Genomic DNA, 25231 nt, shown 5'->3' on the forward strand with positions numbered 1-25231 from the left:
GGATGCAACCAAGTTTTTTTATTCTCCCCGGACATTGTTACGGCTACCCTGAGGTAGCCGTTTTTTTATTGTCACAGGCCGGTACTTCGGCAAAATATTCAGCAATATATTGCTCAAAACTGATGCTATCCTGCTGTTCCAACTGTTGCTGTTGTTGCAACGACTGCTCCGCCGCGGCCGTAAACTGCGCCCCGGTATAGTACTGATATGGCTCTTGCAATAACTGCTGACGATACTGTGCCGATAACTGCAGCGTATAGTTGCCGTTATCCTGCTGCTGTGAGAGCAACTGATTAAGCAGCTTGCCGGAAAAGGTTTGAGCCGGGTCAAGCAAGCCCATGTAAAACTGCTTTAACGCGCCGCTGTATCGATCCGTGCCGTAAGCGGTATCCAGGTGCTGCGCCACCGGCATCATGTCGGCAAACAGCTCTTCTGCCCAGTCGAGCATTAACCTGGGCTGGCCTTGCTGCAAAATATCTAAATTACTACGCCGGCCATCTGTTACCACTTTTTTCAGGTTCTGCTCGGTAATGCTTTGTTCTTCTGCCGTCAGAGCCGGGCTGTCCTGCAACAAACAATACAACAGGAACACATCTAAAAAGTGCATCTGCTCTGCGGTGATGCCCACAGCACTGAACGGATTAACATCCAACGCCCGCACTTCGACATATTCTACCCCACGCTTTGCTAAAGCACAGGTTGGCCGTTCACCGGATTGCGTAGTGCGTTTAGGCCGGATGGTAGAGTAAAATTCATTTTCTATCTGCAGTACATTGGCATTCAGTTGCTGATACTCACCCGCCACCTTAACGCCAATGTTGCGGTATTCTTCCGACGGCATACTGATGGCCGCATGCAAACCGGCGATATATTCCGCCAGGCTGTTGTAAGTAACGTTCAGGCTTGACTGCGCACTGTTGGTATAGCCAAGGTCACTCATCCGTAAAGAGGTGGCATAAGGCAAATATAACGAGCCCTTACCTAATGGCTGAAACTGATAACGGCTGCTGCGCCCTTCTAAAAACGACTTACACATCGCCGGCGAGGCACCGAACAGATACACAATCAGCCAGACATAACGCTTATAGTTACGAATAAGCGCCAGGTACTGCGCCGAAATAAAGTCCTGCAGGTCGCCGCTTTGCCCCAGCAATTCTTGGTATTGCTGCCAAAAGCTTTCTGACATAGAAAAATTAAAATGCACGCCGCTGATGGCCTGCATCATACTGCCATAACGATTATGCAGACCTTTGCGGTACAGGGTTTTCATCCGGCCGACATTAGAGCTGCCATACTGTGCAAACGGGATTTGCTGCTGATTGCTGATAAAGCACGGCATACTGCCGGCCCAAAACTGCTCGTCGGCGATGTTTTTAATGGTAAAACGATGAATATCGGCCAGTTGCGCCAGCGTAGTGTCGATATTGTCACTTACCGGAGTAATAAATTCGAGCAGGGATTCAGAGAAATCTGTGGTGATCAACGGATGTGTTAACGCTGAGCCCAGTTGCTGCGCATGAGGCGTTAACGCCAGTTTACCATCGGCATGCACACGCAAGGTTTCACGCTCAATACCATGTTTAATACCCACTACCGCCCGTTGATAAGGCGCAGTGTTGAGCATGGCCAGGCGTTGTTGTAAAAAAGAGCCCAAGTTATTTCCTTAATCGGTAACCGTGTTCCGCAGAAATTGGGGCGGCACAACGAAACTCAAGAGCGAGCCTTAATTTAGCCTGCATTTTTAGTTTCAACAATCAGTTTTGTTGTTTGTACCGCTTAACAGGACGAACGCCGGGCCACTGTGCTGCAATCCCGGCATTTATGCATTAGAATTCAATACTTAGACAAAGCTGCATACTTTACTCAATGGATAAAACACTATGAACCGTCGCAACCAGGCTGTCGTTAATGAAGAAGTTCGTTTCCCGGCAGAGCAGGAGTTAGTCTCTACTACTGATTTACGCGGTGTGATTACCTACGCCAATCCGGCGTTTTGCCAGGTGGCCGGCTATACCGAACAAGAGTTGCTGGGTAAAAACCATAATCTGGTGCGCCATCCCGATATGCCCGCCGCCGCTTTTGCCGACTTATGGCAAAAGTTAAAACTGGGCCAGTCATGGCGCGGCGTAGTAAAAAACCGCTGTAAAGATGGCCGTTACTATTGGGTTGATGCCTTTGTTACGCCCATTTATGAGCAAAATAAACTTATTGGCTATCAGTCGGTCCGCGTAAAACCGGATGCCACAATGATTCAACGCGCAGAAGCCGCTTACCCCGCCATGTTGCAGGGCAAAACGCCGACCGATTGGCGCAGCCGCTTTGGCGCTAAACGTGCTGCCGCTGTAGCACTGACAATACTACTGGCCGGCGCAGGCGCCATGCTGTTTGGTGGTCACTTTTTATGGGCATTGCTGTTACCGCTGGTCTGGTTAGTCTGTTGTTATGACGAGTTATTTATTATTCCGGCCAAACTGCAACAGGTTCGCAGCGAATTTGACAGTGTCTCGCGCTGGATCTATTCCGGCTTTGGCCCCTTTGGTATTGCAGATTTTCAGTTGAAGATGTGTCAGGCCAGGTTGCGCACTGTGTTGGGCCGCACCGCCGACAGCACCAATGCGTTAAACGTGATTGCTGAAACCCAGGGCGAAGCGGTTAACATGACCGAACAAGGCATTCATCAGCAACATGAACAACTGACCGGCATCGTCGCGGCCACCACCCAACTATATGCCACAGTGCAGGATATCGCTGAACGCACGCAGCAAACGCACCAGCAAGTCAGCGAAACCCACAGTATTTGTGAAACCGCCAAAGGCGCGATGAAACACACCGCCCACACCGTACAAAAGCTGGCCACTGAGGTACAAGGTGCAGCCGCTACAGCCGATGGCCTGGCCGTGGAAGCAGAACGCATCGGCAAAGTCATGACCGAAATTCAGGGCATTGCCGATCAAACTAACCTGTTGGCACTAAATGCCGCCATAGAGGCCGCCCGCGCCGGCGAACATGGCCGCGGCTTTGCTGTGGTAGCCGATGAAGTGCGGGCGCTGTCATCCCGCACTCACAACGCGACAGAGCAAATTAAACAGTCGGTGAGCGAAATTCAGCAAACCCTGCTCAGCTGGGGCAAAGTAATGCTGCAAAGCCGGCAACAGGCAGATGTTTGTGTGCAGGAAACGCAGCACAGCGAGCAGCAACTGGCTGAGATTTCACGCATGGTAGATAACATCTCACACTTGTCGTCACAAATTGCTACCGCCGCCACCCAACAAGGGGTAGTGGCGCAAGATGTGCAGCAAAGCGTAAATAATATTCAGCAGATTGCAGAAACGAACCTGGCGAATATTCAGATAGTGTCTGAGAACAGTAAAAGTTTGCAGCAAAAAACCGGCCAAATCGCCGGGTTAAATAAAAGCTTTGGCTGATAACAAAACACTCCGCTGCGGCGGAGTGTTTTTTTGGGCGTGAGGCGCGACGGTTATTCCGTTTTATCTTTGCTGTTGTCTGCTTCGGGCTTGGCGTTATTGTTATCCAGATCAGCGAAGTCGGCGTCATCAGAGTCGCCAACCACATGCTCCAGCTTTAATTTACGCACACTACGGATCGTGGTCACCGGACCGGAGCAGGCATAAATAAAGAAGATACCAAACAGCATTTCAGCCGGGCGCGACGCTATAACCACAAACACTAACACCACCACTAAGATGGTAAGAAAGGATACTTTATCGCGCCAGTTCACATCTTTAAATGAGTTATAACGGAAATTACTTACCATCAGTAATCCGGTTACGATAGTCAGCAAGCCGACTAAATAGCCGATATTATCGCCGTCAATTTGGTAGATACTGCCGGTCCATACCATACCGGCTACGATCGCCGCGGCAGCCGGACTGGCTAAGCCCTGAAAAAACCGGCCATCGGTAACGCCTAAATTAGCGTTAAAGCGTGCCAGACGCAGCGCCGCACAAGCGACAAAAATAAAGGCGGCTAACCAGCCAAACTTACCGTACTCTGCCAAACCCCAGTTGTACGCCACCAAAGCCGGTGCCATGCCAAAAGATAACATATCTGACATGCTGTCGTATTGGGCGCCAAACTCACTTTGGGTATTGGTTAAGCGCGCAACACGGCCATCCAGGCCATCAAATATCATCGCGATAAAAATAGCCACCGCAGCCGCTTCAAAGTGGCCGTTCATTGACGAGACGATAGCAAAAAAACCGGAAAACAAGCCGGCAGTGGTCAGTAAATTAGGTAACAGATAAATACCCTTGCGCGGGCTGGTGTCATTCGTTTTTGACTCGGTCATAAAGCACTTCTGCGTTGAGGAATTACAAAGGATTATAAGGGACATACCTTAACATGGATAGTCTGCAGGCAAAAGTGACCGCCGAAGCGGTCACTTAACCGGCAATACCTTTGCAGCTTTGCTGTTATGCCTGGCTGCTGACCACAAACTGCGTGCCGTTGTGGTCCAACAGCACAGTGCTGCCCGGCGCCACATCGCCTTGCAACAAGGCCTGCGCCAGCGGATTCTCCAAATGTTGCTGAATGGCCCGCTTTAACGGCCGTGCGCCGTACAATGGGTCGAAACCCACCTCCGCCAGTTTGTCCAGCGCGGCATCGCTGATGCTAAAGCCATATTGCCGCTCCGCCAGCCGTTGCTCCAGCCTGGCCAGCTGAATTTTGGCAATACTGCGAATTTGCCTGCTGTCCAGCGGGTGAAATACCACGGTTTCATCTAACCGGTTTAAAAACTCCGGCCGGAACTGCTGGCTCAGTACCCCCATCAGCATCTCTTTCATCTGGGCATAACTGTATTCACGGTAATGCTCCTGGATCAGATCTGAGCCCAGGTTAGAGGTCATAATGATCACGGTGTTTTTAAAATCCACCGTGCGGCCATGACCATCGGTTAAGCGGCCGTCATCCAGTACCTGCAACAGAATATTAAACACATCCGGATGGGCTTTTTCCACTTCATCCAGCAACACTACAGAATAGGGTTTACGCCGCACGGCTTCGGTTAAATAGCCGCCCTCTTCGTAGCCGACATAACCCGGCGGTGCCCCCACTAAGCGCGATACCGCGTGTTTTTCCATAAACTCGGACATATCAATGCGTATCATCGCATCCGGGCTGTCGAACAAGAAGTTGGCCAACGACTTGGTTAACTCGGTTTTACCAACACCGGTCGGGCCTAAAAATAAAAATGAGCCAATCGGTTTATTCGGATCAGCCAGCCCGGCACGGGAGCGGCGAATAGCATGCGATACAGCGGTAACCGCTTCGTCCTGGCCGATGACTTTTTCATGCAGCGCCTGCTCCATACGCAGCAATTTGTCGCGCTCTCCCTCCAGCATCTTGCTCACCGGAATACCGGTGGCTTTAGACAGCACATCAGCAATTTCCTGCTCGGTAACCTTGTTACGCAGCAGCGTGTTATCGTGCATCTCGGCTTGCGAGGCTAAATCGAGTTTTTTCTCCAGCTCAGGAATGCGGCCATATTGCAGCTCAGACATGCGCTGTAAATCACTGGCACGGCGGGCTACTTCCAGATCCAGCCGCGCTTGCTCCAGCTCGGTTTTAATATTTTGCGTGCCTTGCAGTGCGGCCTTTTCCGATTCCCACACTTCGTCCAGCTCATTGTATTTGCTGTCGAGCTCGCGGATTTGCTCCTGAATGATCTCACGACGCTTTTTGGTGGCATCATCGGTCTCTTTCGCCAGTGCATTATCTTCGAGCTTTAACTGGATAATGCGCCGCTCCAACCGGTCTAATTCCTCCGGTTTGGAGTCCATCTGCATACGGATACTGGAGGCGGCCTCATCTATTAAATCAATAGCTTTATCCGGCAACTGCCTGTCTGCCACATAACGGTGTGACAAGGTAGCCGCCGCCACTATTGCCGGATCGGTAATTTCTACCGCATGGTGCAGCTCGTAACGCTCTTTTAAACCGCGCAAAATGGCGATGGTATCTTCCACTGTCGGCTCTTCCACCAACACTTTTTGAAACCGCCGCTCCAGCGCCGCATCTTTTTCAATGTATTTGCGGTATTCATCCAGTGTGGTGGCACCCAGACAGTGCAACTCACCACGCGCCAGCGCCGGCTTTAGCATGTTGCCGGCGTCCATCGCGCCTTCTGCCTTACCGGCACCAACCATGGTATGAATTTCATCAATAAACAGAATCACCTGGCCTTCTTCTTTGGCCAGTTCATTCAGTACCGCTTTTAACCGCTCTTCAAACTCGCCGCGGTATTTCGCCCCCGCCAGCAACGAGCCCATATCCAGCGACAATACGCGCTTATCTTTTAAGCCTTCCGGCACTTCTTTGTTAATAATGCGCTGCGCCAGGCCTTCGACGATGGCCGTTTTACCTACGCCCGGCTCACCGATTAATACCGGGTTATTCTTGGTGCGCCGCTGTAATACCTGAATACAACGGCGTATTTCTTCGTCACGGCCTATTACCGGATCCAGTTTGCCGGCCTCGGCGCGCGCGGTTAAATCTACAGTGTATTTGCTTAGTGCCTGTCGGCTGTCTTCAGCGTTAACATCATCCACTTTCTGTCCGCCGCGCATTTGCTCAATCGCGGCTTCAACGCCTTCTTTACTGACACCGATTAAGCGCAGAATTTTACCCAGATCCGATTTATCATCGGTGGCAGCCAGCACAAAAAGCTCGCTGGAAATAAACTGGTCTTTGCGCTTCTGCGCCAGCTTGTCGCACTGTTGCAACAACTGCGCGGTAGCGGATGACAGCTGTAAATTAGCGCCCTCGCCTTCAACCCGTGGCAGCTTGTCTATCGCCTGGCTCACCTTAGAGCGCAGTTCATTAAAATTAATCGCCAGCTTGTTTAACAGCTCGCGTACCGTGCCGCCTTCCTGATTCAGCAAGGCAAACATCAGGTGCACCGGCTCGATAAACTGTTGATCACGGCCCAGCGCTAACGACTGCGCATCAGCAATCGCTTCCTGGAACTTACTGGTAAATTTTTCAAGACGCATTTATGCCTCCTACAAGCACAATGTTGTTGTGTCATAAGATTGGGCACTATTGACGGAAATTCAAGCAAACAAACGTCAAAAAATTGACTTAGATCAGACTAACCAGACAGAGCTGGCCATACGGCCGGTTTGGCCATCGCGGCGGTAGGAAAAAAACCGTTGTGGTTGTTGATAAGTGCAGCAGTTGCCACCGTAAATCTGTTGCACACCGCATTGGCTTAAACGTTGCCGCGCTAACAAATACAGATCCGCCAGCCATTTACCGTTATTCGCAGTAATAAAGGCTTGTTCTGCCTCAGGCGCCAGGGCAATAAAGGCGGCACGCACTTCAGGCCCTACCTCAAAAGCCGCTTGGCTGATTGCCGGACCAAGGTATACCAGCACGTCATCTGGTTTTGCAAAGTGCGCCAGGGTATTTTCAATCACGCCATTACACAGACCACGCCAACCGGCATGTATTGCGGCCACCTGAGTACCAGCGGCATCGCATAACAACAAGGGTAAACAATCTGCCGTCATTACCGTGGCAACCAGGCCAGGCTCTGCGCTAACAGCAGCATCGGCGTTACAACCATTTGGCGTCGTTGCCGTTAAGCGGACAACGTCGGTGCCATGCACTTGATTTAACCACACCGGCGGCGCCGGCATTAGTGCCATTTGCTGATAACGCAGGCGGTTTGTTGCCACCTTATGCGGCGCATCAGCAACATGAGCGCCCAAATTAAACGACGCATAAGCGCCTTCTGAGCAGCCGCCCTGGCGGCTACTACATACCGCGCGTACGTTAGCGGGTGCAGGCCAATCGGGGATGATCAGGGCGCTGTTATCAGTCATCGAAGTTTATACATAATCCAAACCATGCTCGACAGTATCGGCACGTAAGGCGGCATTTAACTGCACCATGTCATCCGGAATCGGCGCATGCCATTCCAGAATTTCCAGCGTAATAGGGTGCGCCAAACGTAACATAGCGGCATGCAAAGCCTGCCGCTTAAAGTTACGCAGAATGGTCAGCAATTGCTCATCTGCCTTACGCGGTGGCCGTGGCCGGCCTGCGTATACCGGATCTCCCACCAGCGGGTGGTTAACAAAGGTCATATGCACACGTATCTGGTGGGTGCGGCCGGTTTCCAGCCGTAAGCGCAATCTGGTGTGAGCACGGTATTTTTCCATCACACGAAAGTGTGTAGTAGCCGGTTTACCAGACTGAGTGACCGCCATATGGGTGCGTTTGGTCGGGTGGCGGCCGATAGGCTCGTCGATAGTACCACCGCCGGTCATCGCGCCATGACACACCGCTTCATATTCACGGGTAATCTCACGCGCCTGCATTGCTTCTACCAAATGGGTTTGCGCCGGAATAGTCTTCGCTACCACCATTAAGCCGGTGGTGTCTTTATCCAACCGGTGAATAATACCGGCCCGTGGTACTTCACCTATGCCAGGGCAATGGTGCAACAGAGCATTAAGCAAGGTGCCATCGGCATTGCCGGCGCCAGGATGCACAACCAACCCGGCCGGCTTGTTGATCACCAGGATATGTTCATCCTCGTAGACGATATTTAACTCTATGGCTTCGGCTTCAAAGCGCTGATCTTCCGGCAGTTCTGCCAGAATATCAATTTGCTCGCCGCCGAGCAGTTTTTCCCGCGGCCGGTTTTGCATAGTGCCGTTAACCTGCACCGCATCTGCCAGGATCCACTCTTTTATGCGTGATCGCGAATAATCGGGGAACATTTCGGCCAGCACCTGATCTAACCGCTTACCAAAAAGATGGTCTGGTACAATTTCTGAAAGTTTTAGCTGTTTTGTCATAACGGAAGCAGTTATCCTGTGTGCAACCCCGGCGGGTCTGGGGTAGAATCGCCAATAGCGTGTATTTTAGCGATTTTACGCCCGACTAGACAGCCATTTAGCTCAAGTAGTAACGGATTTTTAAATGAAAGCGAATTTTTTACTGATTTCTCTGTTAGCCCTGACGCTGAGCGCTTGTGCCGGCAAACCAAAAGAAGCTGATGTTGACTCTACGCAAACAGCACAATCGCTGTACCAACAAGCCAAAGAAGTGTTAGACAACGGCTTATATAATCGTGCCATTGAATTGTTATCTGCGGTTGAAAGCCGCTACCCCTTTGGCCCGCTGGCACGTCAGGTGCAGTTAGATTTGATTTATGCTCACTACCAGGCCGGCGATGTACAAAAAGCGCTGGCAGGTATTGACCGTTTTATCCGGCTGAACCCGAACCATACAGAGCTGGATTACGTGTATTACATGCGTGGTCTGAGTAACTTAAAAGCCGATGAAAATGCGCTGCATAATCTGCTGGGTATAGACCGTGCTGACCGCGATCTGGCCAGTACCCGCCAGGCATTTGATGACTTTAAAATGCTGGTAAGCTCGTTTCCTGACAGCAAATATGCGGCCGAAGCGAAAAATCGCATGCTAAGCATTAAAGATACCCTGGCACGGCACGAGCTGTTTGTGGCGGATTACTATATGCGCCGTGGTGCTTACCTGGCCGCTGCCAACCGCGGTAAATATATTGTCGAATTTTATCGTGACTCGCCGTTAGTTGAGCAAGCACTGGAAGTGATGGTTGAGAGCTATGACAAATTGGGCTTAACCAAACTGAAAGACGATACCTATCAGGTACTGAAACTGAATTTTCCGCAAAATAATAAATTCTGAACCAGACAGCCCCGCAACAGCGGGGCTTTTCTTTAGTGCTAAATTGCCTCCAACGCCTCAGAGAGCTTGCTTACGCCGATCACTTCCATACCGCTGATACTGTCCTTGGGCGCATTGGCCAGTGGCACTATCGCCCGCTTAAAGCCATGTTTTGCCGCTTCACGTAAGCGCTCCTGACCGCTGGGTACCGGACGGATCTCACCGGCCAGGCCTACTTCGCCAAACACCACTAAATCATTTGGCAGCGGTTTATCACGAAAACTCGACACCAGCGCCAGCAGCGTGGCTAAATCGGCGCTGGTTTCATTTACCTTTACGCCACCTACCACATTAACAAATACGTCCTGATCGGCCATCTGTATACCGGCATGACGGTGCATAACCGCCAGCAGCATCGAAATACGGTTTTGCTCCATGCCCAGCGTCACGCGGCGCGGGTTGTTTAACGGCGAATAGTCTACCAGGCCCTGAATTTCTACCAGCAGCGGCCGCGTGCCTTCCCATAATACCATCACAATACTACCGGACTGATCTTCCTTACCGCGGGTTAAGAAAATCGCCGACGGGTTTTTTACCTCTTTCATGCCCTGACCGGTCATGGCAAACACGCCGAGCTCGTTTACCGGACCAAAGCGGTTTTTATTGCCACGCATAGTACGGTAACGGTTGTCACTGTCACCATCAAGCATCACTGAGCAGTCAATACAATGCTCCAGCACTTTAGGGCCGGCCAGCGAGCCGTCTTTGGTAACATGGCCCACCATAATAATGGCAATATGGTGCTGCTTGGCAAAACGGGTTAGATAGGCTGCACTTTCACGCACCTGGGACACACTGCCGGGCGCTGACTGAATATCGGCCAGATGCATCACCTGGATAGAGTCGATAACCATAATGCGCGGCTTTTCCTGCTGCGCCAGCAGACAAATGGTTTCCACATTGGTTTCGGCCAACATTTTCAGCGCATTGGTGGGCAAACCTAAACGCTGTGCCCGCATGGCTACCTGCTGCAAGGATTCTTCGCCGGTAACATAGAGCGCGCCGCCCTGCTGTGCCAGGCCGCACATAATTTGCAGTAACAAGGTACTTTTACCGGCGCCGGGGTGGCCGCCGATTAAAATAGCTGAGCCGGGCACTATACCGCCGCCCAGCACACGGTCAAACTCGGCAAAACCGCTGCTAAAGCGCGGTACATCTTGTAAGTCTACTTCGTCCAGCCGCATTACTTTGGCCACGGCAGCACCGGCATAGCCTTCAAAGCGGGCATTTTTACTGCTGGCCGTGCCCAGGCGTACTTCGCTGACGGTATTCCAGGCGCCGCACTCGGTGCATTGGCCTTGCCAGCGCACAAAATCAGCACCACAATCGCTACAGACGTAAGCGGTTTTTACTTTTGCCATAATTAATTTTCTCAAGCTAAATGAAAGGCATGGATATTGCTTTTCAAAATGTAACAACGTAGCGTACTACAGATTATAACCCTAAGGTGCCGGTATTTTGGCATTTAACCTGACCGAATTATGACAGCAGCAGATTTACAACAATATATCGGCGTTATTGACCGGATGAAAAGTTTGCTTAACAGCGCCGACTTTGATCAGGTCTTTAGTTTATTAACCTCTGATCTGCCTAAGTCGAAACAATTCCTGTTAAAAATGGAACTCAAACGCATGGCACAGCCATGCAATTACTTTATCGACTTACGCGGCCATGTCGATGGCGAAGTTATTCCGTATGACTATATGGGCAAAACCCATTATATGGACTACAACGCGATTAAGGTATTTGAAGCCGGGTTAAAACAATATGGCAGCTATACGCTGGGTTTGTATGAAGAAGTATTAAACACCGAAAACAACTTTCGTGTGATGCACCGCAAAGAAACCGAGCAGCGGGTGCGCAGCGCGCTGCAACAATCTCCGGACAATGAAAACGACGCCACAGAGCAAGAAGACGACGTTGTGCCGCAATATGCCAGTGTGGTGCGCTTTGGCGGTTATGCGGCAAGACGCGATGAGCGCATGCATTTTAGCATTGACGTAGAGATTGAGCTAAACGGCAAACGTGTGCGCGCCAGCACCAGCGACTTATCGGTGTCGGGCTGTAAGATTAAGCTGCAACAGCCGATGACAGCCGCAGCCGGGCAAACAGTAAAATTGCATTTTACCGGGCTGGAGCAAGAGTTTATGTTGGGCCTGGCCGATGGTGTAATTTACAAAATAGTCGACATTGAAGCGCAAACCGCAGCGATATACTGGCGCCTGCAACGACAGCAGGATGACAATGAGCCGCAATTTGCGGAGTTCTTGCAGAACTTTATTAATGCCAATAAACGCCGCTACAAGGTTAACCTGAACAGTGTGTGTCAAAGCCTGCGTACCAAAGGCTATGAGCAGTTTTATTTACCCCGCATCAGCAGTTTACCGGTGTTTATTGCAGTAAAAGACGGCCAACCGGTGCCGCTTTGCACCCTGACCACCGATTACAATAAGGCCGTCTGGCATTACTTTTTAGATGAACAGCATCAGGCAGTGTTTGCCGGTTTGTGCCATGCCCGCCGCTTGAAAAACCTGCTGCAAAAAAAAGGGCCGGAGCAAGCCACTATTTTGTACTGCTTTACTCATGCCGTAAAAGGCCGGTTATTTTTCTATTCGGCCACCAGCGAAGAGTTGGCCACATCAGAGCAACTCAGAGAAACCTTTCTGGGTTTTGGTGCCGCTAAACCCAGCTGGCGGGTATTTCATTTTAGTGTGCTGCGCACTTCGCCATCATTGGCAGAAATGCCGGCCACTTTACCGGAAAGCGCTAACAGCAAAAAAGCGCCGCCATTATCGGCCTTGGTAAAACATTTTATTCAGGACTTGCGCTATATCGTCAACCTCACGGATATCACCAGTACAGAAGCAACCTTTTGGTATCAGAGTTATCCGGTAGAACAGCAGCATTTAAAATTGCTGGCACAATTTGGCCACAAAAAGCCGGCCACACAAACCAACTGCGAAGCGGTACCGGTGCAATATGTTAATTTGCGCTCGGAATCACGCTATCTGTATAAAACGGCGGTAAGCATTCGCGATGCCGCAACCACAGAGCTTAACGGCCATAGCCGTGATTTTTCATCCAAAGGTTTACAGGTAGAAACCGCTATTCCGGTGCGTTTTAATAAAGGCGATATTCTGCAGTTAAGCCTGCCGGATATGCAAAAAATCAGTAATAAATACGAGTTAAACAGCTTGCGCTATGAAGTGATGGCGGTAAGTAAAAGCCGTACCATTATGAACCTGCGCGCCGCAGAAACGGATGAGCCACACACCGGGCGGTTGTTTTTCTCGCAATTAATTCAGAATAACCGCGCCAAATTAACTCCGGCAGAAGAAAGCCCGAAATACCCGGGCTTATCTACTGCACTGCGCAATATGTATCTTAATGCCCACAACAGCTTTGCAGTGTACCTGCACCGCAAAGGTATCCGTTATGACATAGATACCGTAGCAAAAGGCAGTAATATTCACAGCCTGCATAAGTTACTTAGTTTGCACAGCGACGACGAGGCGCAAATGGACCTGGCGCTGATACTGCAAAACAACGCCGCCAGCCTGAACTTTGCCCAGCAGTTAAAACAGATGAAACGTTTTGACAGCCCGAAACAATATGAGCTGTTTCTGCTTGTCAACAAAGAAGCCGGCGCAGTGCACATCAGCTGTAAATATGATTATGAATTCAGCTCGGAGCAGAGCAAACAGCAGTTTGTATTAGACGCACAGCAAAGCGGCGTTTTGTTTTGTTACCGCTTACTGTTGTCGCGCACCGGCCGGCCGGATACCGACTATATTGCACCAGAGTTAAGTTATATCAGCGCGTACGCCATCCATAAAGCCAGACAATTAGAGGAAGAGCTGTGGAGTGTTGCCGGTGTGATAGATGCTATTGATATCTCTGCTGAGATTTACTGGCGCTTTGGCGCGGCGGCTGAACCTGCAAAGCTGCAACAGCAGAGACTGCAACTACTCAGTACGCAGTTGCAACAGCCAGTCACGTAATTCGGCAAAGTGGTCTGCCACTGCAGCCGGATGCGTTAGCATAGAAATATGATCGTAGTCCTGCTTATAGCCATTCGCCTTAGCCAGTAAGGTGAACCGAGCTTGCGGTGCGGTCTCGGCAATAAAGGCTTTTACATCCTGCGGATGGCCCAATAAACGGTCATTTTGTGCCGCAAAGTGCCATACCGGTGGCCACTCTGTGGTTTTGCTGCTGTGGCCGTAGTCAAACTGATCAGTTAAATCTGTAAACGCGGCCCCGGCTATCCAGCGCACGGTATCCTGTAAAAATTGCTGCGGCTCATCATCGGCACCGAAGCGCCATTTTCGCGCCGGGAAATAGCCGTACTTTTTACTCAGCCAGGGCGCTAAAGTATTCCAGATCAGGTTAATTTTCAGCTTACGCTCCAGGCTTTGTACACTGATAACCCGCTTGCTGCCAAAGCATACTTTAGCGGCCACTTTAGCATTAAGCGCCGGGAAACGCGCCAGACTGGCTGCCGTCACCACTCCACCCCACGAATGCGCAATAACAATAACCGGCTGCTGGTGCTGCTGATACACATGTTCGATTAAGGCCGGAATATCCTGCGTAATCATCTGCTGTTGGCTTTGGGCAAAGCCTTGCGACACATGCGGTTTTGACAAGCCGCGGCCGGCAAAATCGGCGCAATACACCATAAAGCCGTTATCTGCCAGGTAACAACCCAAACCTTTGCCGGACTGACTGTAAAAAATCCGGCCGTTTTCAATAGCACCGTGCAGCATCAGCACCGGCGCTATGCCGTGTTGCATAGGAAACAAGCGGCGCAAATGCAACTGATACTGCTGCATATCCAGATATAGCGAACTTTGCTGATGCTTCATACTTAGTCCAGCAGATACAACAGCTGCAGCAGCGAGCCATTGCGAATGGCCGCTTTTGCCTGCGCCTGCACTTTGGGTTTGGCATGAAAGGCCACTCCCAGCGCGGCGGCGTTAAGCATCGGAATATCGTTGGCACCATCACCGATAGCCACGCTTTGTGCAGCAGCAATAGCATATTGTGCCGCCAATTGACCAACCACCTGCGCTTTGGTGTTGGCATCGACTATATCGCCCAACACCTTACCGGTGAGTTTGCCATCAATAATATCCAGCTGATTGGCAAAAGTAGCCGTTAAACCCAACTGCTGTTTTAACGCTTCAGTAAAATAAGTAAAACCACCGGAGGCAATAGCAACCTGCCACTGATGCGCTTTTAAATGACTGACCAGCTCAGTTAAGCCCGGCATCAACGGCACGGCATCCAGCACCTGGCGCAGAATGGTCTCAGGCGCATCTTTTAACGTTGCCACCCGGGCTACCAGGCTTTGGGCAAAGTCGAGCTCGCCATTCATCGCCCGTGCGGTAACTGCCGCTACCTCTTCACCGACACCCGCCAGTTTGGCTATCTCGTCAATACATTCAATTTGTATCGCGGTGGAATCCATATCCATGACCAGCACGCCGGGTTTTGCCAACACAGGCCGCAGCGGCAGATACACCAGCTCGGCACCGGGCTTAGCTGCATATTCTGCCAGTTGCTGTTGCTGTAGTGCACTTAACGGCTGCGTTAACTGCAGCTCCAGCGCGCCATCCAACTGCGGATGCGGTTTATGCACCCGGCAAAGCACAGCATTATCCGGCGCTATCAGCTGCAACACCGCGTGTACCAGCTGCCAATCAAGCGCCGCGCCAAACAGGCGGATCACCGCAGCGCCGGCTGCCGCATCTGCGGCAAAAGCATCGGCTGTCGCCAAAGCTAATGGCTGGCTGCTATGCAGCGATAAGGCTGTGCCACTGAGCTTAAGCACATAACGGTTTGCTGCAGTAAGATGGGCTAACGGTGATACCGCGGTGTGTTGCTGTGCTGGAATATGATAAAAAAACGACACTCTGCTACCTATACTTAGCGCCACAGCCATGGCATCCTACCCGCTTTAATGACTGGCTCAGCTGGCGCTTTATGGAAAATATGCAGAACGATATCCCATTACCGGACAGCACATCAAGCACTATTAAACTGTTACAGGTTGCAGTTGCGGTTATCGGCATCTGGCTGTTATTACATAGCTGGGTGCTAACCCAACAGCAAGGCAAACAGTTATTACAACAACAAAGCAGCCAGCTAATGCGGGAAACCTTAACTGCACTGTCACATACCGCCGCCTATTTAATTGAACATGATCAGCTTGATGGCCTGGAGCAGTTAACCCGGCATATTGCGGCCAGCCCTTACTTGCACGATGTCGTCGTGTACGACGCCAATGGCGTACGCATGAGCTGGTCAGAAGGCAGCGCACCAGCGCGACTGTTATACGGCCCGGCGCAAAATGAGCCGTTGCAGGCTATGGTGCAGTCAATTAACAAAGATCAGCAGCTGCTGGGTTACATTAAACTGAGCTTGCGCCAGGACGCGGCATTAACGCCAATCAGCCTGTCGTGGCAGCAAATGATGCAGCAATTAATGGCGATGCTGGTGTTAGCCGGTATTGTCGGCTTTATGCTGCGCCGTGGTTTCTCGCGCTTATCGCGCCAGTCACTGCGTTTACGCCGCGCTAAGCCTTAACACCTTAAGGCTGTTCTGCCACAGCGCCGCCGCTATCTGCTCGCGCGACTCCGGCCGTAATTGGCAAAAGACGTCAAACACCAGGGCCAGTTGCGCCGGGGTGTTTACCCCGCCCTGAAAACCGGCCAGCGGCATGGCGGGTGCATCCGTTTCCAGCACAAAGCTATCAAGCGGCAATTTTCGCACCGTGTTACGGGTTTTCTCTGCCCGTTCATAGGTAATAGTGCCGCCGATACCCAGCTTAAAACCCAAATCGATAAAAGCCATTGCCTGCTGCTGACTACCGGAAAAGGCATGCAAAATACCGCCTGCGCTAAACTGCTGACGTTTCAGCTCTGCCAGTAATTGCGGCTGGCTTTTACGATGGTGCAGGATCACCGGCTTATTATGCTGTTTTGCCAGCGCCAATTGCGCTGTAAACAGCTGCTGCTGTATAGCAAAAGTAGCTTCATCCAGCGCAAAATCCAGCCCAATCTCCCCTACAGCAACAATAGCGCTGCTATGTGCTGTAACAAGCTTATCCAGCGCAGCTAAAGCATCAGGCGAGTGCTTAGCCGCCCACCACGGGTGTATACCCAGCGCTATATGCCAGTGAGGCTGTTGTTTTTGTAAATCCAGCAGGTTTTGCCAGGCGGATTGCTGCACAGCGGGAATAACTAAAGCGGCAACCCCGGCTTGCTGCGCCTGTTGCCAGTGCAGAGCTTGCGCAGCGGCAAGCTCGGGTAGATCGAGGTGGCAATGAGTATCAAACAGCTTAAATACATCGCAGTCTAAGGGCATAACCTTTCGATACCCCAGCTGCCATCGGCTGACTGGCTGTACATAAAGCGGTCATGCAACCGGTGCTCGCCGCCCTGCCAGAATTCAATTTTATGTGGCCGCACTAAAAAGCCGCCCCAAAATGATGGCAGTGGTATTTCACCGTGTTCAAATTTGTGTTTTATCTCAGCAAATTTTTGCATCAGCGCCTGGCGGGTAGAAACCGGCCGGCTTTGCTCCGACGCCCATGCTGCCAGCTGGCTCTCTTTGGGCCGTGATAAAAAGTACTTCATTACCTGCGTATTCGATACCCGCTCTGCAGTGCCGTAAACTATCACCTGCCGTTCCAACGGGTGCCAGGGAAAGTGCAGGCACACCTTAGGGTTGGCACTCAGCTCAGTCGCCTTACGGCTGCCAAGGTTAGTGTAAAAGGTAAAACCGTCAGTGCTGACATCTTTTAGCAGTACCAGCCGCTGCGACGGCTGGCCATGCTCGTCGACGCTGGCCACACACATAGCTGTAGGGTCCGGTAATTCTGCCGCTATGGCATCTTTTAACCAGAATTCAAACTGTGCTATAGGATCAGCATTGAGCTTATCCACATCCAGTTTGTCTTTCACATAGCTGCGGCGAATAGCGTCAATTTTCATATTTACATGCGCTCCATAACTCCGATACCCAGTAAGTCCAGGCCCTGCTTCAGCATACGCGAAGTAACAATACTCAGCATTAAACGGCTGTCACGCACGGCCGGTTCAATGCCATCTTTTAACATCGGGCAGGCCTCGTAAAATGTCATATACAAACTGGCCAGCTCGTACAGATAATTACACAGCAGGTTTGGCTGGGCATCTTTGATTACCTGTTGCAGTGTTTCTTCAAACCGCAGCAGTTTAACCGCCAGTTGCTTCTCCTGCTCTTCAACCAGGTTTAATGTGGCGCTAAAGCTATCGGTAATCTCAGCGCGGCGTAAAATGCTGCGCACCCGGGTATAAGCATATTGCAGGTAAGGTGCTGTAGCGCCTTCAAAGCTCAGCATTGCATCCCAGCTGAAAATATAGTCGCTGGTACGGTTTTTCGATAAATCGGCAAACTTCACCGCACCAATACCCACTTTACGCGCCACCTCGGCTACTTCGGCTTCGGTTAAATCGGTGGCTTTTTCCTGCACCACAGCTTTGGCGCGTACTACCGCTTCTTCCAGCAGTTCTGCCAGTTTAACGGTGCCACCGGTACGGGTTTTAAATGGCTTGCCATCTTCGCCCATCATGGTGCCGAACGGGCAATGATCATAAGCGGTGGCGGCGCGCAGATAACCGGCTTTACGGGCAACCAGTTCTACCTGTTTAAAATGCAGCGCCTGGCGGGCATCAGTAAAAATAATCACCCGATCAGCCTGCAAAGTATGGCTGCGATGCTGGCAGGCAGCTAAATCGGTGGTGGAGTATAAAAAGCCGCCGCCGGTTTTTTGAATAATAAACGGCGAAGGATTACCTTCTTTATCAGCCAGCTCGGCTAAAAACACCACCAAAGCGCCCATGCTTTCCACAGCCAGTTGCTGCTGTTTTAAATCATCGACTATGCCTTGCAGCATGCTGTTGTAGGCGCTTTCCGGTTTAATATCAGCATGGGTAAGAGTGACATTCAGCTTTTGATACACTTCGTCGCTGTGTTTAATCGAGGTATCGATAAACAGCTGCCACAGCTTTTGGCAGTGCGCGTCGCCGCTTTGCAGCTTCACCACATAGTCACGTGACTTATCGGCAAAGCCCTCTTCATCGTCAAAGCGTTTTTTCGCTTCGCGATAAAAATCCTCCAAATCAGCCAGCGCCACCTGCTCTAAGTCGATGCCGGCGGCCAGTTTATCTTCCAGATGCGCAATCAGCATACCAAACTGAGTACCCCAGTCGCCCATATGATTCTGGCGAATGACTTTATCGCCCCAGAACTCTAATGTGCGCACTACGGCGTCACCAATAATAGTCGAGCGCAAATGGCCAACGTGCATCTCTTTGGCCAGGTTAGGCGCCGAGTAATCGACTACTACTGTTTGCGGCGTGGTGTTGATGCTGACACCTAAACGGTTATCACTGCTGGCTTGCTGTAATTGCGCCGCCAACCAGCTTTTGTTCAGCGTAACGTTAATAAAACCCGGGCCGGCAATCTCGGCTTTATCAGCCATATCACCAAGATCCAGCTGCTGTACCAATTGCTCGGCTAACTGCCGCGGATTAGTTTTTAACAGCTTGGCGGCTGCCATAGCGCCGTTAATTTGATAATCACCAAACTCCGGCTTAGTACTTACGGTAACCGCAGCATTAGTATCGGCAGGTAAGCCAAGAGCGACAAAGGCGGCCTGAGTTTTTTCGGTTAATAAATGCTTAATGTTCATGCGCCCAGCCTGTTAGTGTTCACGGGTTTTATGGAATTTAATTTTCGGGTAACGCTCTATCGACAAATTCAGGTTTACCATCGTCGGCGCGATATAGGTTAAAGCATCGCCACCATCCAGTGCTAAATTCTGGCTGGCTTTGTTTTTAAACTCATCCAGTGCTTTGGCATCATCGCTGTATACCCAGCGTGCAGTAGAAACGTTTACTGCTTCATACAAGGCATCGACGTTATATTCCGACTTTAACCGGCTAACCACCACATCAAACTGCAACACGCCGACAGCACCAACAATTAGATCGTTATTGTCCAGCGGACGAAACACCTGTACCGCGCCCTCTTCAGACAACTGTACCAAGCCTTTTAGCAGCTGCTTCTGCTTTAACGGATCACGCAGGCGAATACGGCGGAACAACTCGGGCGCAAAGTTCGGTATACCGGTAAATTGCATGTTCTCACCGGTAGTAAAAGTATCACCAATTTTAATGGTGCCGTGGTTATGCAAACCGATAATATCGCCGGGGTAAGCTTCTTCCAAATGCTCACGATCACCGGCTAAAAAGGTTAGCGCCTGCGGGATCAACACGTCTTTACCAATGCGCACATGGCGCACCTTCATGCCTTTTTCGTACTTGCCTGACACTATGCGCAAAAATGCTACCCGGTCGCGGTGCTTAGGGTCCATATTGGCCTGAATTTTAAATACAAAGCCACTAAAGCCGGTGTCTGTCGGTTCAACAGTGCGGGTATCAGTAGCGCGTGCTTGCGGTGTTGGCGCCCACTGGGTTAAACCGTCCAGCATATGGTCGACACCAAAGTTACCCAGCGCAGTACCAAAAAACACCGGCGTTAATTCACCTTTTAAAAACAGCTCACGGTCAAACTCATGGCTGGCACCCTGCACCAGTTCCATTTCGTCCCGCAGCTGAGCGGCGTAATAACCAATGCGTTTATCCAGCTCAGGGTTATTTAAGCCCTTAATGATATCGACATCCTGAATAGTGTGACCCATACCGGATTTATACAAAATAATCTCATCGCGTAAAATGTGATACACGCCTTTAAACTCTTTGCCCGACGCAATTGGCCAGGTAATAGGTGCGCAGGCAATTTTAAGTACGCTTTCTACTTCATCTAACAAATCGACCGGGTCGCGAATATCGCGGTCCATTTTGTTCATAAAGGTAATAATAGGCGTGTCGCGTAAGCGGGTAACTTCCATCAGTTTAATAGTGCGGTCTTCAACACCTTTAGCGCCGTCAATAACCATCAAACATGAATCTACCGCCGTTAAAGTACGGTAAGTATCTTCCGAGAAGTCTTCGTGGCCCGGCGTATCCAGCAGGTTTACCAGGCAGTCGTTATACGGAAACTGCATTACCGAGGTAGTAACCGAAATACCGCGCTCTTTTTCCATCTCCATCCAGTCAGAGGTAGCATACTGGCCGGATTTTTTACCTTTTACGGTACCGGCTTTTTGGATCAGATGTCCGAACAGCAATACCTTTTCGGTAATAGTGGTTTTACCGGCATCGGGGTGACTGATAATCGCAAAGGTGCGCCGGCTGTTTACTTCGGCTAAAAAGTTATCTGTGCTCATAATATCCAATAGTGTGTTACCGCAGGCATCCCGCTACGGTGTAGGGCCAAAACCCAAAAGTAAATGATAATGCGGGCGATTATAGCAGCTTGGACGGCGCGGGCACAGAGTACAAATGCACTGCGCAGTTACAGAATACAACTCATCAGCAAGGCATCTTCTTTACCCGCACTACTGACGTAATAGCCTTTGCGTAAGCCTGTTTGCGTAAAGCCATAGCGCTTATATAACGCAATAGCACTGAGGTTGCTGCTGCGTACTTCCAAAAAGACGTCGGTCGCCCCTCTGGCAGCACCTTCCTTTAAGAAGTGCTGCATTAGTGTGTGGCCGTAACCTTTACCCTGCTCTGTAGGTGCAACACAGATATTAAACAGCTCCAGTTGCTCTAAAATTAGCTGGGCAATATAAAACCCAAGGATATTACCGGCGTTATCCAGCAATTTATAGCTGAAGTAACTATCGGCAAAACTGCTGATAAAAGCAGCTTCTGTCCACGGATAACTATTGGCCGCTTGCTCAATACGCAAAACCGCGGCGATATCGTCATGGCTTAGCAGCTCAAATTTGTTCATAGCTACCTTGTGCATAACTACTTAGCAGCGCCCATAAAGCCTTTTTCTGTTCAGCATGCTGCAATACCGACAACGCTGGTGTTAGCAGCTGTTGCTGCTGGATCTGGCTTTGCGCAGCGTCAGTATCAATTTGCCAGTTCAGGCCATCGGCTAATGCCGCAGCAATATCCTGCGCTAATAGCTGACTAAGATCCGGCGCTATGCTCTTTGATACAAGCTGATGTGACGAGTTGTCGAGTACTGTAACAGTGTCTGATGATAAGCTTGACGGTGGTTCGCTCTCTTTTGCTAAACTTACTGCTGCAGGCAATGGCTGAGCAGCAAAAACGTCGGCTAATTTCACCGGCGAGATCTGCAAAACTTTTAACAGCTGCTGCTGAGAATAAGAAAGTGTTGTCATAAGGAAAAGTGGCAGGGGCAGAGGGATTCGAACCCCCAACCATCGGTTTTGGAGACCGCTGTTCTACCAATTGGAACTATGCCCCTGTAGCTGGTCGCGCCATTATACAAAAGCCACTTCAAAGGTAAAGCAAAAAGCTGTGCTATTACATTCAACTGCATATAAAACGAGCATTCAGGGCTTAATCAGTTGCTTAGCCTAACATAAGCCCGACAGTATGCCTACCAGGCTGGTTTAGGGTTAATCGCCGGCTTTTTGCCGGTACTTCTCAAACCAGTGCACAATATACGCTGGTTTGGCCATTAAATTACTCGGTCTGGCATGCAAGGCATGCGACGCACCGGGCACCCGTACCATAGCGGTATCGATACCACGCAATTGCAACGCCTGGTAATATTGCTCAGTTTCCGAGATTGGCGTGCGATGGTCACTCTCACCGGTAAACAGCATAGTTGGTGTTTTTACCTTACCAACATGGGCAATTGGCGAGTGCTTTAAATAGTGTTCCGGCATATCCCAGGGTAAACCCGGGAACCAATACTGGCTAAAGTAGCTATACATATCCGCATTTAAGACAAAGCTGAACCAGTTAATTACCGGGTTTACTGCCACTGCAGCGGCAAAACGGTCGGTATGGGCAATACTCCAGGTAGTTAGTACGCCACCACCACTGCCGCCGGTAATAAACTGCTCTTTTTCGTTAATAAAACCTTTAGCGATAACAGCGTCGACACCGTCCATCAGATCGTTATAGTCCTGGCTGGGGTAATTATGGTGAATAAGGTTGGCAAAATCTTCACCATAGCTGGTACTGCCTCGTGGGTTGGTATATAGCACTACATAGCCCTGCGCCGCCAGCAACTGCAACTCCATAGCGAAATGCGGACCATAGGCGGTGTGCGGACCGCCGTGTATTTCCAGAATAAGCGGATATTTTTTGCTGGCGTCAAACTGTGGCGGATACATAATCCAGCCCTGTAATTTACGCTGATCCACTGACGAGTTGTACCAGAACTCTTCTACCTTACCGATATCGCGGGCCAACAATAAGTCTGCGTTAAAATCTGTCAGGGTTTGTTTGTTGCGTTTATGCACTATCGCGAGCTCAGCCGGACGCTGCGTGTTCATTTGGATATAGGCAATCAGACCATTGCCAGCCGCGGCAAACTGGCCACCGCTATAGGGCCGGCTGTAAGAGCCGCCACCCAGATCATCTGTCAGTATACTGCGCTTGCCGGATAAGGCTTGCTCAGCCAATATGCCTTTACCTTCGTTATCATAAGAAATATAAAGCGCTTTGCTGTTTGGTAACCATTGAAAATCATCGATAGCACGATCCAAATCTTCGGTCAGGTTCCGAATATTGCCGCCATCAGTGTTCATTACATATAAACGATTAGCCTGATGTGCCAACTTGCGGTCATCAAAACCGACAAAAGCGATCAGCTTACCGTCGGGCGATAATGCCGGCTTGGCATCGGGGCCATCGCGGTCTGTCAGTTGGGTTAGTTTACGGTCTTGCAATGTCAGCTGAAAAATCTCGCTGTTAAGCGGTTGCGCTTGCCAGTTATCATGCCGGTTAGCTGAAAAATACAGCGCTTTGCTGTCTTTCGCCCAGCTTAGTGAGCTGGCATGATTAAAATCACCTTCAGTCAGCTGAATAGCAGAACCACCGTCGGCAGACATGATATATATATGCTGATAACCTGATTTGAGATAGCCGGCGCCATCGGCGCGGTAGTGTTTGTTATCAATGTAGACAGGGGCTTTGGCCCAATCTGCTTTCTCCGGTTTGCCGGGCAAGGAAACCGGTGCTTTAACCGGCTTAGGGGTAAACATGGTAAATGCCAACCATTTACCATCCGGCGACCAACTTAGATTGGCCGGGCTGTGTTGTAACTGGCCTAATTGTGACGAGCGACCGCTATCAAACCATTTAACGTGGATTTGACCATTGCTAATATAAGCTAGGCGATTATTATCCGGCGCCCAGCGCGGAGATGTTGCGTTAATATCTTTGTCTGTTAAAGCTTGCAACGTTTTACCATCAGCCGAGCTTAGCCATAATGTCATGCGGCGCCGATCAGTTTGCCGATCCATCCAGTTACGTACAAATACAATTTGCTCGCCTTTGGCATCAGGCTGTGGATCTGATACAAACTCCAGCTCAAACACATCGTCATACTGCAAGGTTTTAGCGGCAGCCGCTGCGCTGCTTGTTGTTAACAACAGTAATGCGGTTAAACACAAACTGCTGGTTATATGCTTTAGATTCATCTTGGTACCCGATTTTATAGTTATAGATGTCGTTTGATACTAACCGAATAACAAGCAGTGAAGCCCAGATTTCGTTCAGCCGTAAAATTAAATAGACAGAACGCAAAAAGGCCGCCTCTTACGAGACGGCCTTTTACTTAATTGGGAGGCTGTGGGGCTGGCTTACCAGCGGTGAACGACTGGCGGTGAACGACTGGCGGTGAACTACATTGCTCACCCCGTCCATGGGGTTCGCCGCTTCGCGGCCAGCCGTTGGCTGTCCAAAAATGTTCCGGACATTTTGTCGCATAGCTTTTCGCTTGCTCGGGCAGGTATACCATCAAGGCAACATAAAGCAAAAAGCCCGACTCTTTCGAGTCGGGCTTATTACTTAATGAGGAGCCTGGCGGTGAACTACTCTCGCATAGCGAATGCTACACTACCATCGTCGCAGCTGCGTTTCACTTCTGAGTTCGGAATGGGATCAGGTGGTTCCACAGCGCTATTGCCACCAGGCAAAAACGTGTCAGGAACAACGTTTTAACGCGCTTGGGCGCGGCCCGTTAGGGTCAAATACAGGGATGTATTTGATAAAAACTGTCGTTCCATCTTTAATTCGGCAAGCTAGTAGTTAACACACTGTATTCTTTAAAACATCTTGGGCGTTGTATGGTTAAGCCTCTCGGGCAATTAGTATGAGTTAGCTTAACGCATCACTGCGCTTCCACACCTCACCTATCAACGTTGTGGTCTCCAACGACCCTTTAGTGGACTTAAAGTCCAAGGGATGACTCATCTTGTGGCCGGCTTCCCGCTTAGATGCTTTCAGCGGTTATCCGTTCCGAACGTAGCTACCGGGCAATGCCATTGGCATGACAACCCGAACACCAGCGGTTCGTTCACTCCGGTCCTCTCGTACTAGGA

The 25231-nt window shown here is 50.4% G+C and carries 19 protein-coding genes, 1 tRNA gene and 2 rRNA genes; 4 read left to right on the plus strand and 18 right to left on the minus strand.

The features are described 5' to 3' along the window. Positions 1-43 precede the first annotated feature (43 nt). On the minus strand, positions 44-1654 hold the full coding sequence (gshA, locus tag Q8O77_RS04495; RefSeq protein WP_305551667.1) for a glutamate--cysteine ligase: 1611 nt from the start codon (positions 1652-1654) through the stop codon (positions 44-46). Between the two features lie 226 nt (positions 1655-1880). On the opposite strand from gshA, the gene Q8O77_RS04500 reads away from it, so the two are divergent. Further along, entirely contained in the window at positions 1881-3425 is a 1545-nt protein-coding gene (locus tag Q8O77_RS04500; protein ID WP_305551668.1) for a PAS domain-containing methyl-accepting chemotaxis protein, read from the plus strand. Between the two features lie 53 nt (positions 3426-3478). Here the strand turns inward: Q8O77_RS04500 and pssA are convergent, their stop codons facing one another. From pssA to rluD, 4 genes are all read right to left on the minus strand, one after another. Next, on the minus strand, positions 3479-4309 hold the full coding sequence (gene pssA, locus Q8O77_RS04505; RefSeq protein ID WP_305551669.1) for a CDP-diacylglycerol--serine O-phosphatidyltransferase: 831 nt from the start codon (positions 4307-4309) through the stop codon (positions 3479-3481). Positions 4310-4433: 124 nt separating this feature from the next. Next, on the minus strand, positions 4434-7013 hold the full coding sequence (gene clpB / locus Q8O77_RS04510; RefSeq protein ID WP_305551670.1) for an ATP-dependent chaperone ClpB: 2580 nt from the start codon (positions 7011-7013) through the stop codon (positions 4434-4436). A gap of 93 nt (positions 7014-7106) precedes the next feature. Beyond that, complete coding sequence (gene pgeF / locus Q8O77_RS04515) at positions 7107-7847, minus strand: peptidoglycan editing factor PgeF (protein ID WP_305551671.1); 741 nt, start codon at positions 7845-7847, stop codon at positions 7107-7109. Between the two features lie 6 nt (positions 7848-7853). Then, positions 7854-8828, minus strand: a complete 975-nt coding sequence (rluD, locus tag Q8O77_RS04520) for a 23S rRNA pseudouridine(1911/1915/1917) synthase RluD (protein WP_305551672.1) — start codon at positions 8826-8828, stop codon at positions 7854-7856. Positions 8829-8952: 124 nt separating this feature from the next. Here rluD and Q8O77_RS04525 point away from each other — a divergent pair, with 124 nt between their 5' ends. Next, complete coding sequence (locus tag Q8O77_RS04525; protein ID WP_305551673.1) at positions 8953-9702, plus strand: outer membrane protein assembly factor BamD; 750 nt, start codon at positions 8953-8955, stop codon at positions 9700-9702. A gap of 38 nt (positions 9703-9740) precedes the next feature. On the opposite strand, the gene radA is transcribed toward Q8O77_RS04525, so the two are convergent. Next, positions 9741-11102, minus strand: a complete 1362-nt coding sequence (radA, locus tag Q8O77_RS04530; protein ID WP_305551674.1) for a DNA repair protein RadA — start codon at positions 11100-11102, stop codon at positions 9741-9743. Positions 11103-11222: 120 nt separating this feature from the next. Here radA and Q8O77_RS04535 point away from each other — a divergent pair, with 120 nt between their 5' ends. Beyond that, positions 11223-13742, plus strand: coding sequence for a PilZ domain-containing protein (locus Q8O77_RS04535; protein WP_305551675.1), 2520 nt, complete (start codon positions 11223-11225; stop codon positions 13740-13742). Here Q8O77_RS04535 and Q8O77_RS04540 read toward each other — a convergent pair. Together Q8O77_RS04540 and serB are read right to left on the minus strand one after the other, a co-directional pair. After that, on the minus strand, positions 13707-14606 hold the full coding sequence (locus Q8O77_RS04540; protein WP_305551676.1) for an alpha/beta fold hydrolase: 900 nt from the start codon (positions 14604-14606) through the stop codon (positions 13707-13709). The two genes, Q8O77_RS04535 and Q8O77_RS04540, sit on opposite strands and share 36 nt — an antisense overlap. A 2-nt stretch (positions 14607-14608) precedes the next feature. After that, positions 14609-15685 (minus strand): phosphoserine phosphatase SerB, encoded by a 1077-nt coding sequence (gene serB, locus Q8O77_RS04545; RefSeq protein WP_305551677.1) that lies wholly within the window; start codon positions 15683-15685, stop codon positions 14609-14611. Between the two features lie 41 nt (positions 15686-15726). On the opposite strand from serB, the gene Q8O77_RS04550 reads away from it, so the two are divergent. Continuing rightward, positions 15727-16329 carry an AhpA/YtjB family protein gene (locus Q8O77_RS04550; RefSeq protein WP_305551678.1) on the plus strand — a complete coding sequence of 201 codons (603 nt, stop codon included), beginning with the start codon at positions 15727-15729 and terminating at the stop codon, positions 16327-16329. Here Q8O77_RS04550 and Q8O77_RS04555 read toward each other — a convergent pair. From Q8O77_RS04555 to Q8O77_RS04600, 10 genes are all read right to left on the minus strand, one after another. Next, positions 16309-17109: a TatD family hydrolase gene (locus Q8O77_RS04555; protein ID WP_305551679.1), complete on the minus strand. Its 801-nt coding sequence runs from the start codon at positions 17107-17109 to the stop codon at positions 16309-16311. The genes Q8O77_RS04550 and Q8O77_RS04555 overlap by 21 nt on opposite strands. Then, complete coding sequence (gene pdxH / locus Q8O77_RS04560; RefSeq protein WP_305551680.1) at positions 17100-17738, minus strand: pyridoxamine 5'-phosphate oxidase; 639 nt, start codon at positions 17736-17738, stop codon at positions 17100-17102. The genes Q8O77_RS04555 and pdxH overlap by 10 nt, the downstream gene beginning before the upstream one ends. Before the next feature lie 2 nt (positions 17739-17740). Beyond that, a complete protein-coding gene (gene argS / locus Q8O77_RS04565) occupies positions 17741-19480 on the minus strand; it encodes an arginine--tRNA ligase (RefSeq protein WP_305551681.1) in 1740 nt (579 codons plus the stop codon). Positions 19481-19492: 12 nt separating this feature from the next. Next, positions 19493-21079 carry a peptide chain release factor 3 gene (gene prfC / locus Q8O77_RS04570; protein WP_305551682.1) on the minus strand — a complete coding sequence of 529 codons (1587 nt, stop codon included), beginning with the start codon at positions 21077-21079 and terminating at the stop codon, positions 19493-19495. 128 nt (positions 21080-21207) lie between these two features. Beyond that, positions 21208-21651, minus strand: coding sequence for a ribosomal protein S18-alanine N-acetyltransferase (gene rimI, locus Q8O77_RS04575; RefSeq protein ID WP_305551683.1), 444 nt, complete (start codon positions 21649-21651; stop codon positions 21208-21210). After that, positions 21638-22051 (minus strand): hypothetical protein, encoded by a 414-nt coding sequence (locus Q8O77_RS04580; protein WP_305551684.1) that lies wholly within the window; start codon positions 22049-22051, stop codon positions 21638-21640. Before Q8O77_RS04580 ends, rimI begins: the two co-directional genes overlap by 14 nt. A 9-nt stretch (positions 22052-22060) precedes the next feature. Then, positions 22061-22137: transfer RNA gene (locus tag Q8O77_RS04585), tRNA-Trp, on the minus strand. A gap of 154 nt (positions 22138-22291) precedes the next feature. After that, the gene (locus Q8O77_RS04590; protein ID WP_305551685.1) at positions 22292-24328 is read right to left on the minus strand and encodes a S9 family peptidase; all 2037 of its coding nucleotides are present in this window, start codon (positions 24326-24328) and stop codon (positions 22292-22294) included. Between the two features lie 380 nt (positions 24329-24708). Beyond that, a 5S ribosomal RNA gene (gene rrf / locus Q8O77_RS04595) occupies positions 24709-24823 on the minus strand. Between the two features lie 153 nt (positions 24824-24976). Further along, positions 24977-25231, minus strand: a 23S ribosomal RNA gene (locus tag Q8O77_RS04600); the annotation flags it as partial.

Source organism: Rheinheimera sp., assembly GCF_030690345.1.
In the GTDB taxonomy this organism is placed as follows: Bacteria; Pseudomonadota; Gammaproteobacteria; order Enterobacterales; family Alteromonadaceae; genus Alishewanella.

Coding starts and splice junctions, on each gene's coding strand:
- prfC (WP_305551682.1), bottom strand. CDS start 21,079: ATGAGCACAGATAACTTTTTAGCCGAAGTAAACAGCCGGCGCACCTTT.
- Q8O77_RS04555 (WP_305551679.1), bottom strand. CDS start 17,109: ATGCCCTTAGACTGCGATGTATTTAAGCTGTTTGATACTCATTGCCAC.
- Q8O77_RS04540 (WP_305551676.1), bottom strand. CDS start 14,606: ATGAAGCATCAGCAAAGTTCGCTATATCTGGATATGCAGCAGTATCAG.
- pgeF (WP_305551671.1), bottom strand. CDS start 7,847: ATGACTGATAACAGCGCCCTGATCATCCCCGATTGGCCTGCACCCGCT.
- Q8O77_RS04550 (WP_305551678.1), top strand. CDS start 15,727: ATGGAAAATATGCAGAACGATATCCCATTACCGGACAGCACATCAAGC.
- pdxH (WP_305551680.1), bottom strand. CDS start 17,738: ATGAAAATTGACGCTATTCGCCGCAGCTATGTGAAAGACAAACTGGAT.
- Q8O77_RS04590 (WP_305551685.1), bottom strand. CDS start 24,328: ATGAATCTAAAGCATATAACCAGCAGTTTGTGTTTAACCGCATTACTG.
- argS (WP_305551681.1), bottom strand. CDS start 19,480: ATGAACATTAAGCATTTATTAACCGAAAAAACTCAGGCCGCCTTTGTC.
- serB (WP_305551677.1), bottom strand. CDS start 15,685: ATGGCTGTGGCGCTAAGTATAGGTAGCAGAGTGTCGTTTTTTTATCAT.
- Q8O77_RS04500 (WP_305551668.1), top strand. CDS start 1,881: ATGAACCGTCGCAACCAGGCTGTCGTTAATGAAGAAGTTCGTTTCCCG.
- rimI (WP_305551683.1), bottom strand. CDS start 21,651: ATGAACAAATTTGAGCTGCTAAGCCATGACGATATCGCCGCGGTTTTG.
- radA (WP_305551674.1), bottom strand. CDS start 11,102: ATGGCAAAAGTAAAAACCGCTTACGTCTGTAGCGATTGTGGTGCTGAT.
- Q8O77_RS04525 (WP_305551673.1), top strand. CDS start 8,953: ATGAAAGCGAATTTTTTACTGATTTCTCTGTTAGCCCTGACGCTGAGC.
- Q8O77_RS04535 (WP_305551675.1), top strand. CDS start 11,223: ATGACAGCAGCAGATTTACAACAATATATCGGCGTTATTGACCGGATG.
- rluD (WP_305551672.1), bottom strand. CDS start 8,828: ATGACAAAACAGCTAAAACTTTCAGAAATTGTACCAGACCATCTTTTT.
- Q8O77_RS04580 (WP_305551684.1), bottom strand. CDS start 22,051: ATGACAACACTTTCTTATTCTCAGCAGCAGCTGTTAAAAGTTTTGCAG.
- clpB (WP_305551670.1), bottom strand. CDS start 7,013: ATGCGTCTTGAAAAATTTACCAGTAAGTTCCAGGAAGCGATTGCTGAT.
- pssA (WP_305551669.1), bottom strand. CDS start 4,309: ATGACCGAGTCAAAAACGAATGACACCAGCCCGCGCAAGGGTATTTAT.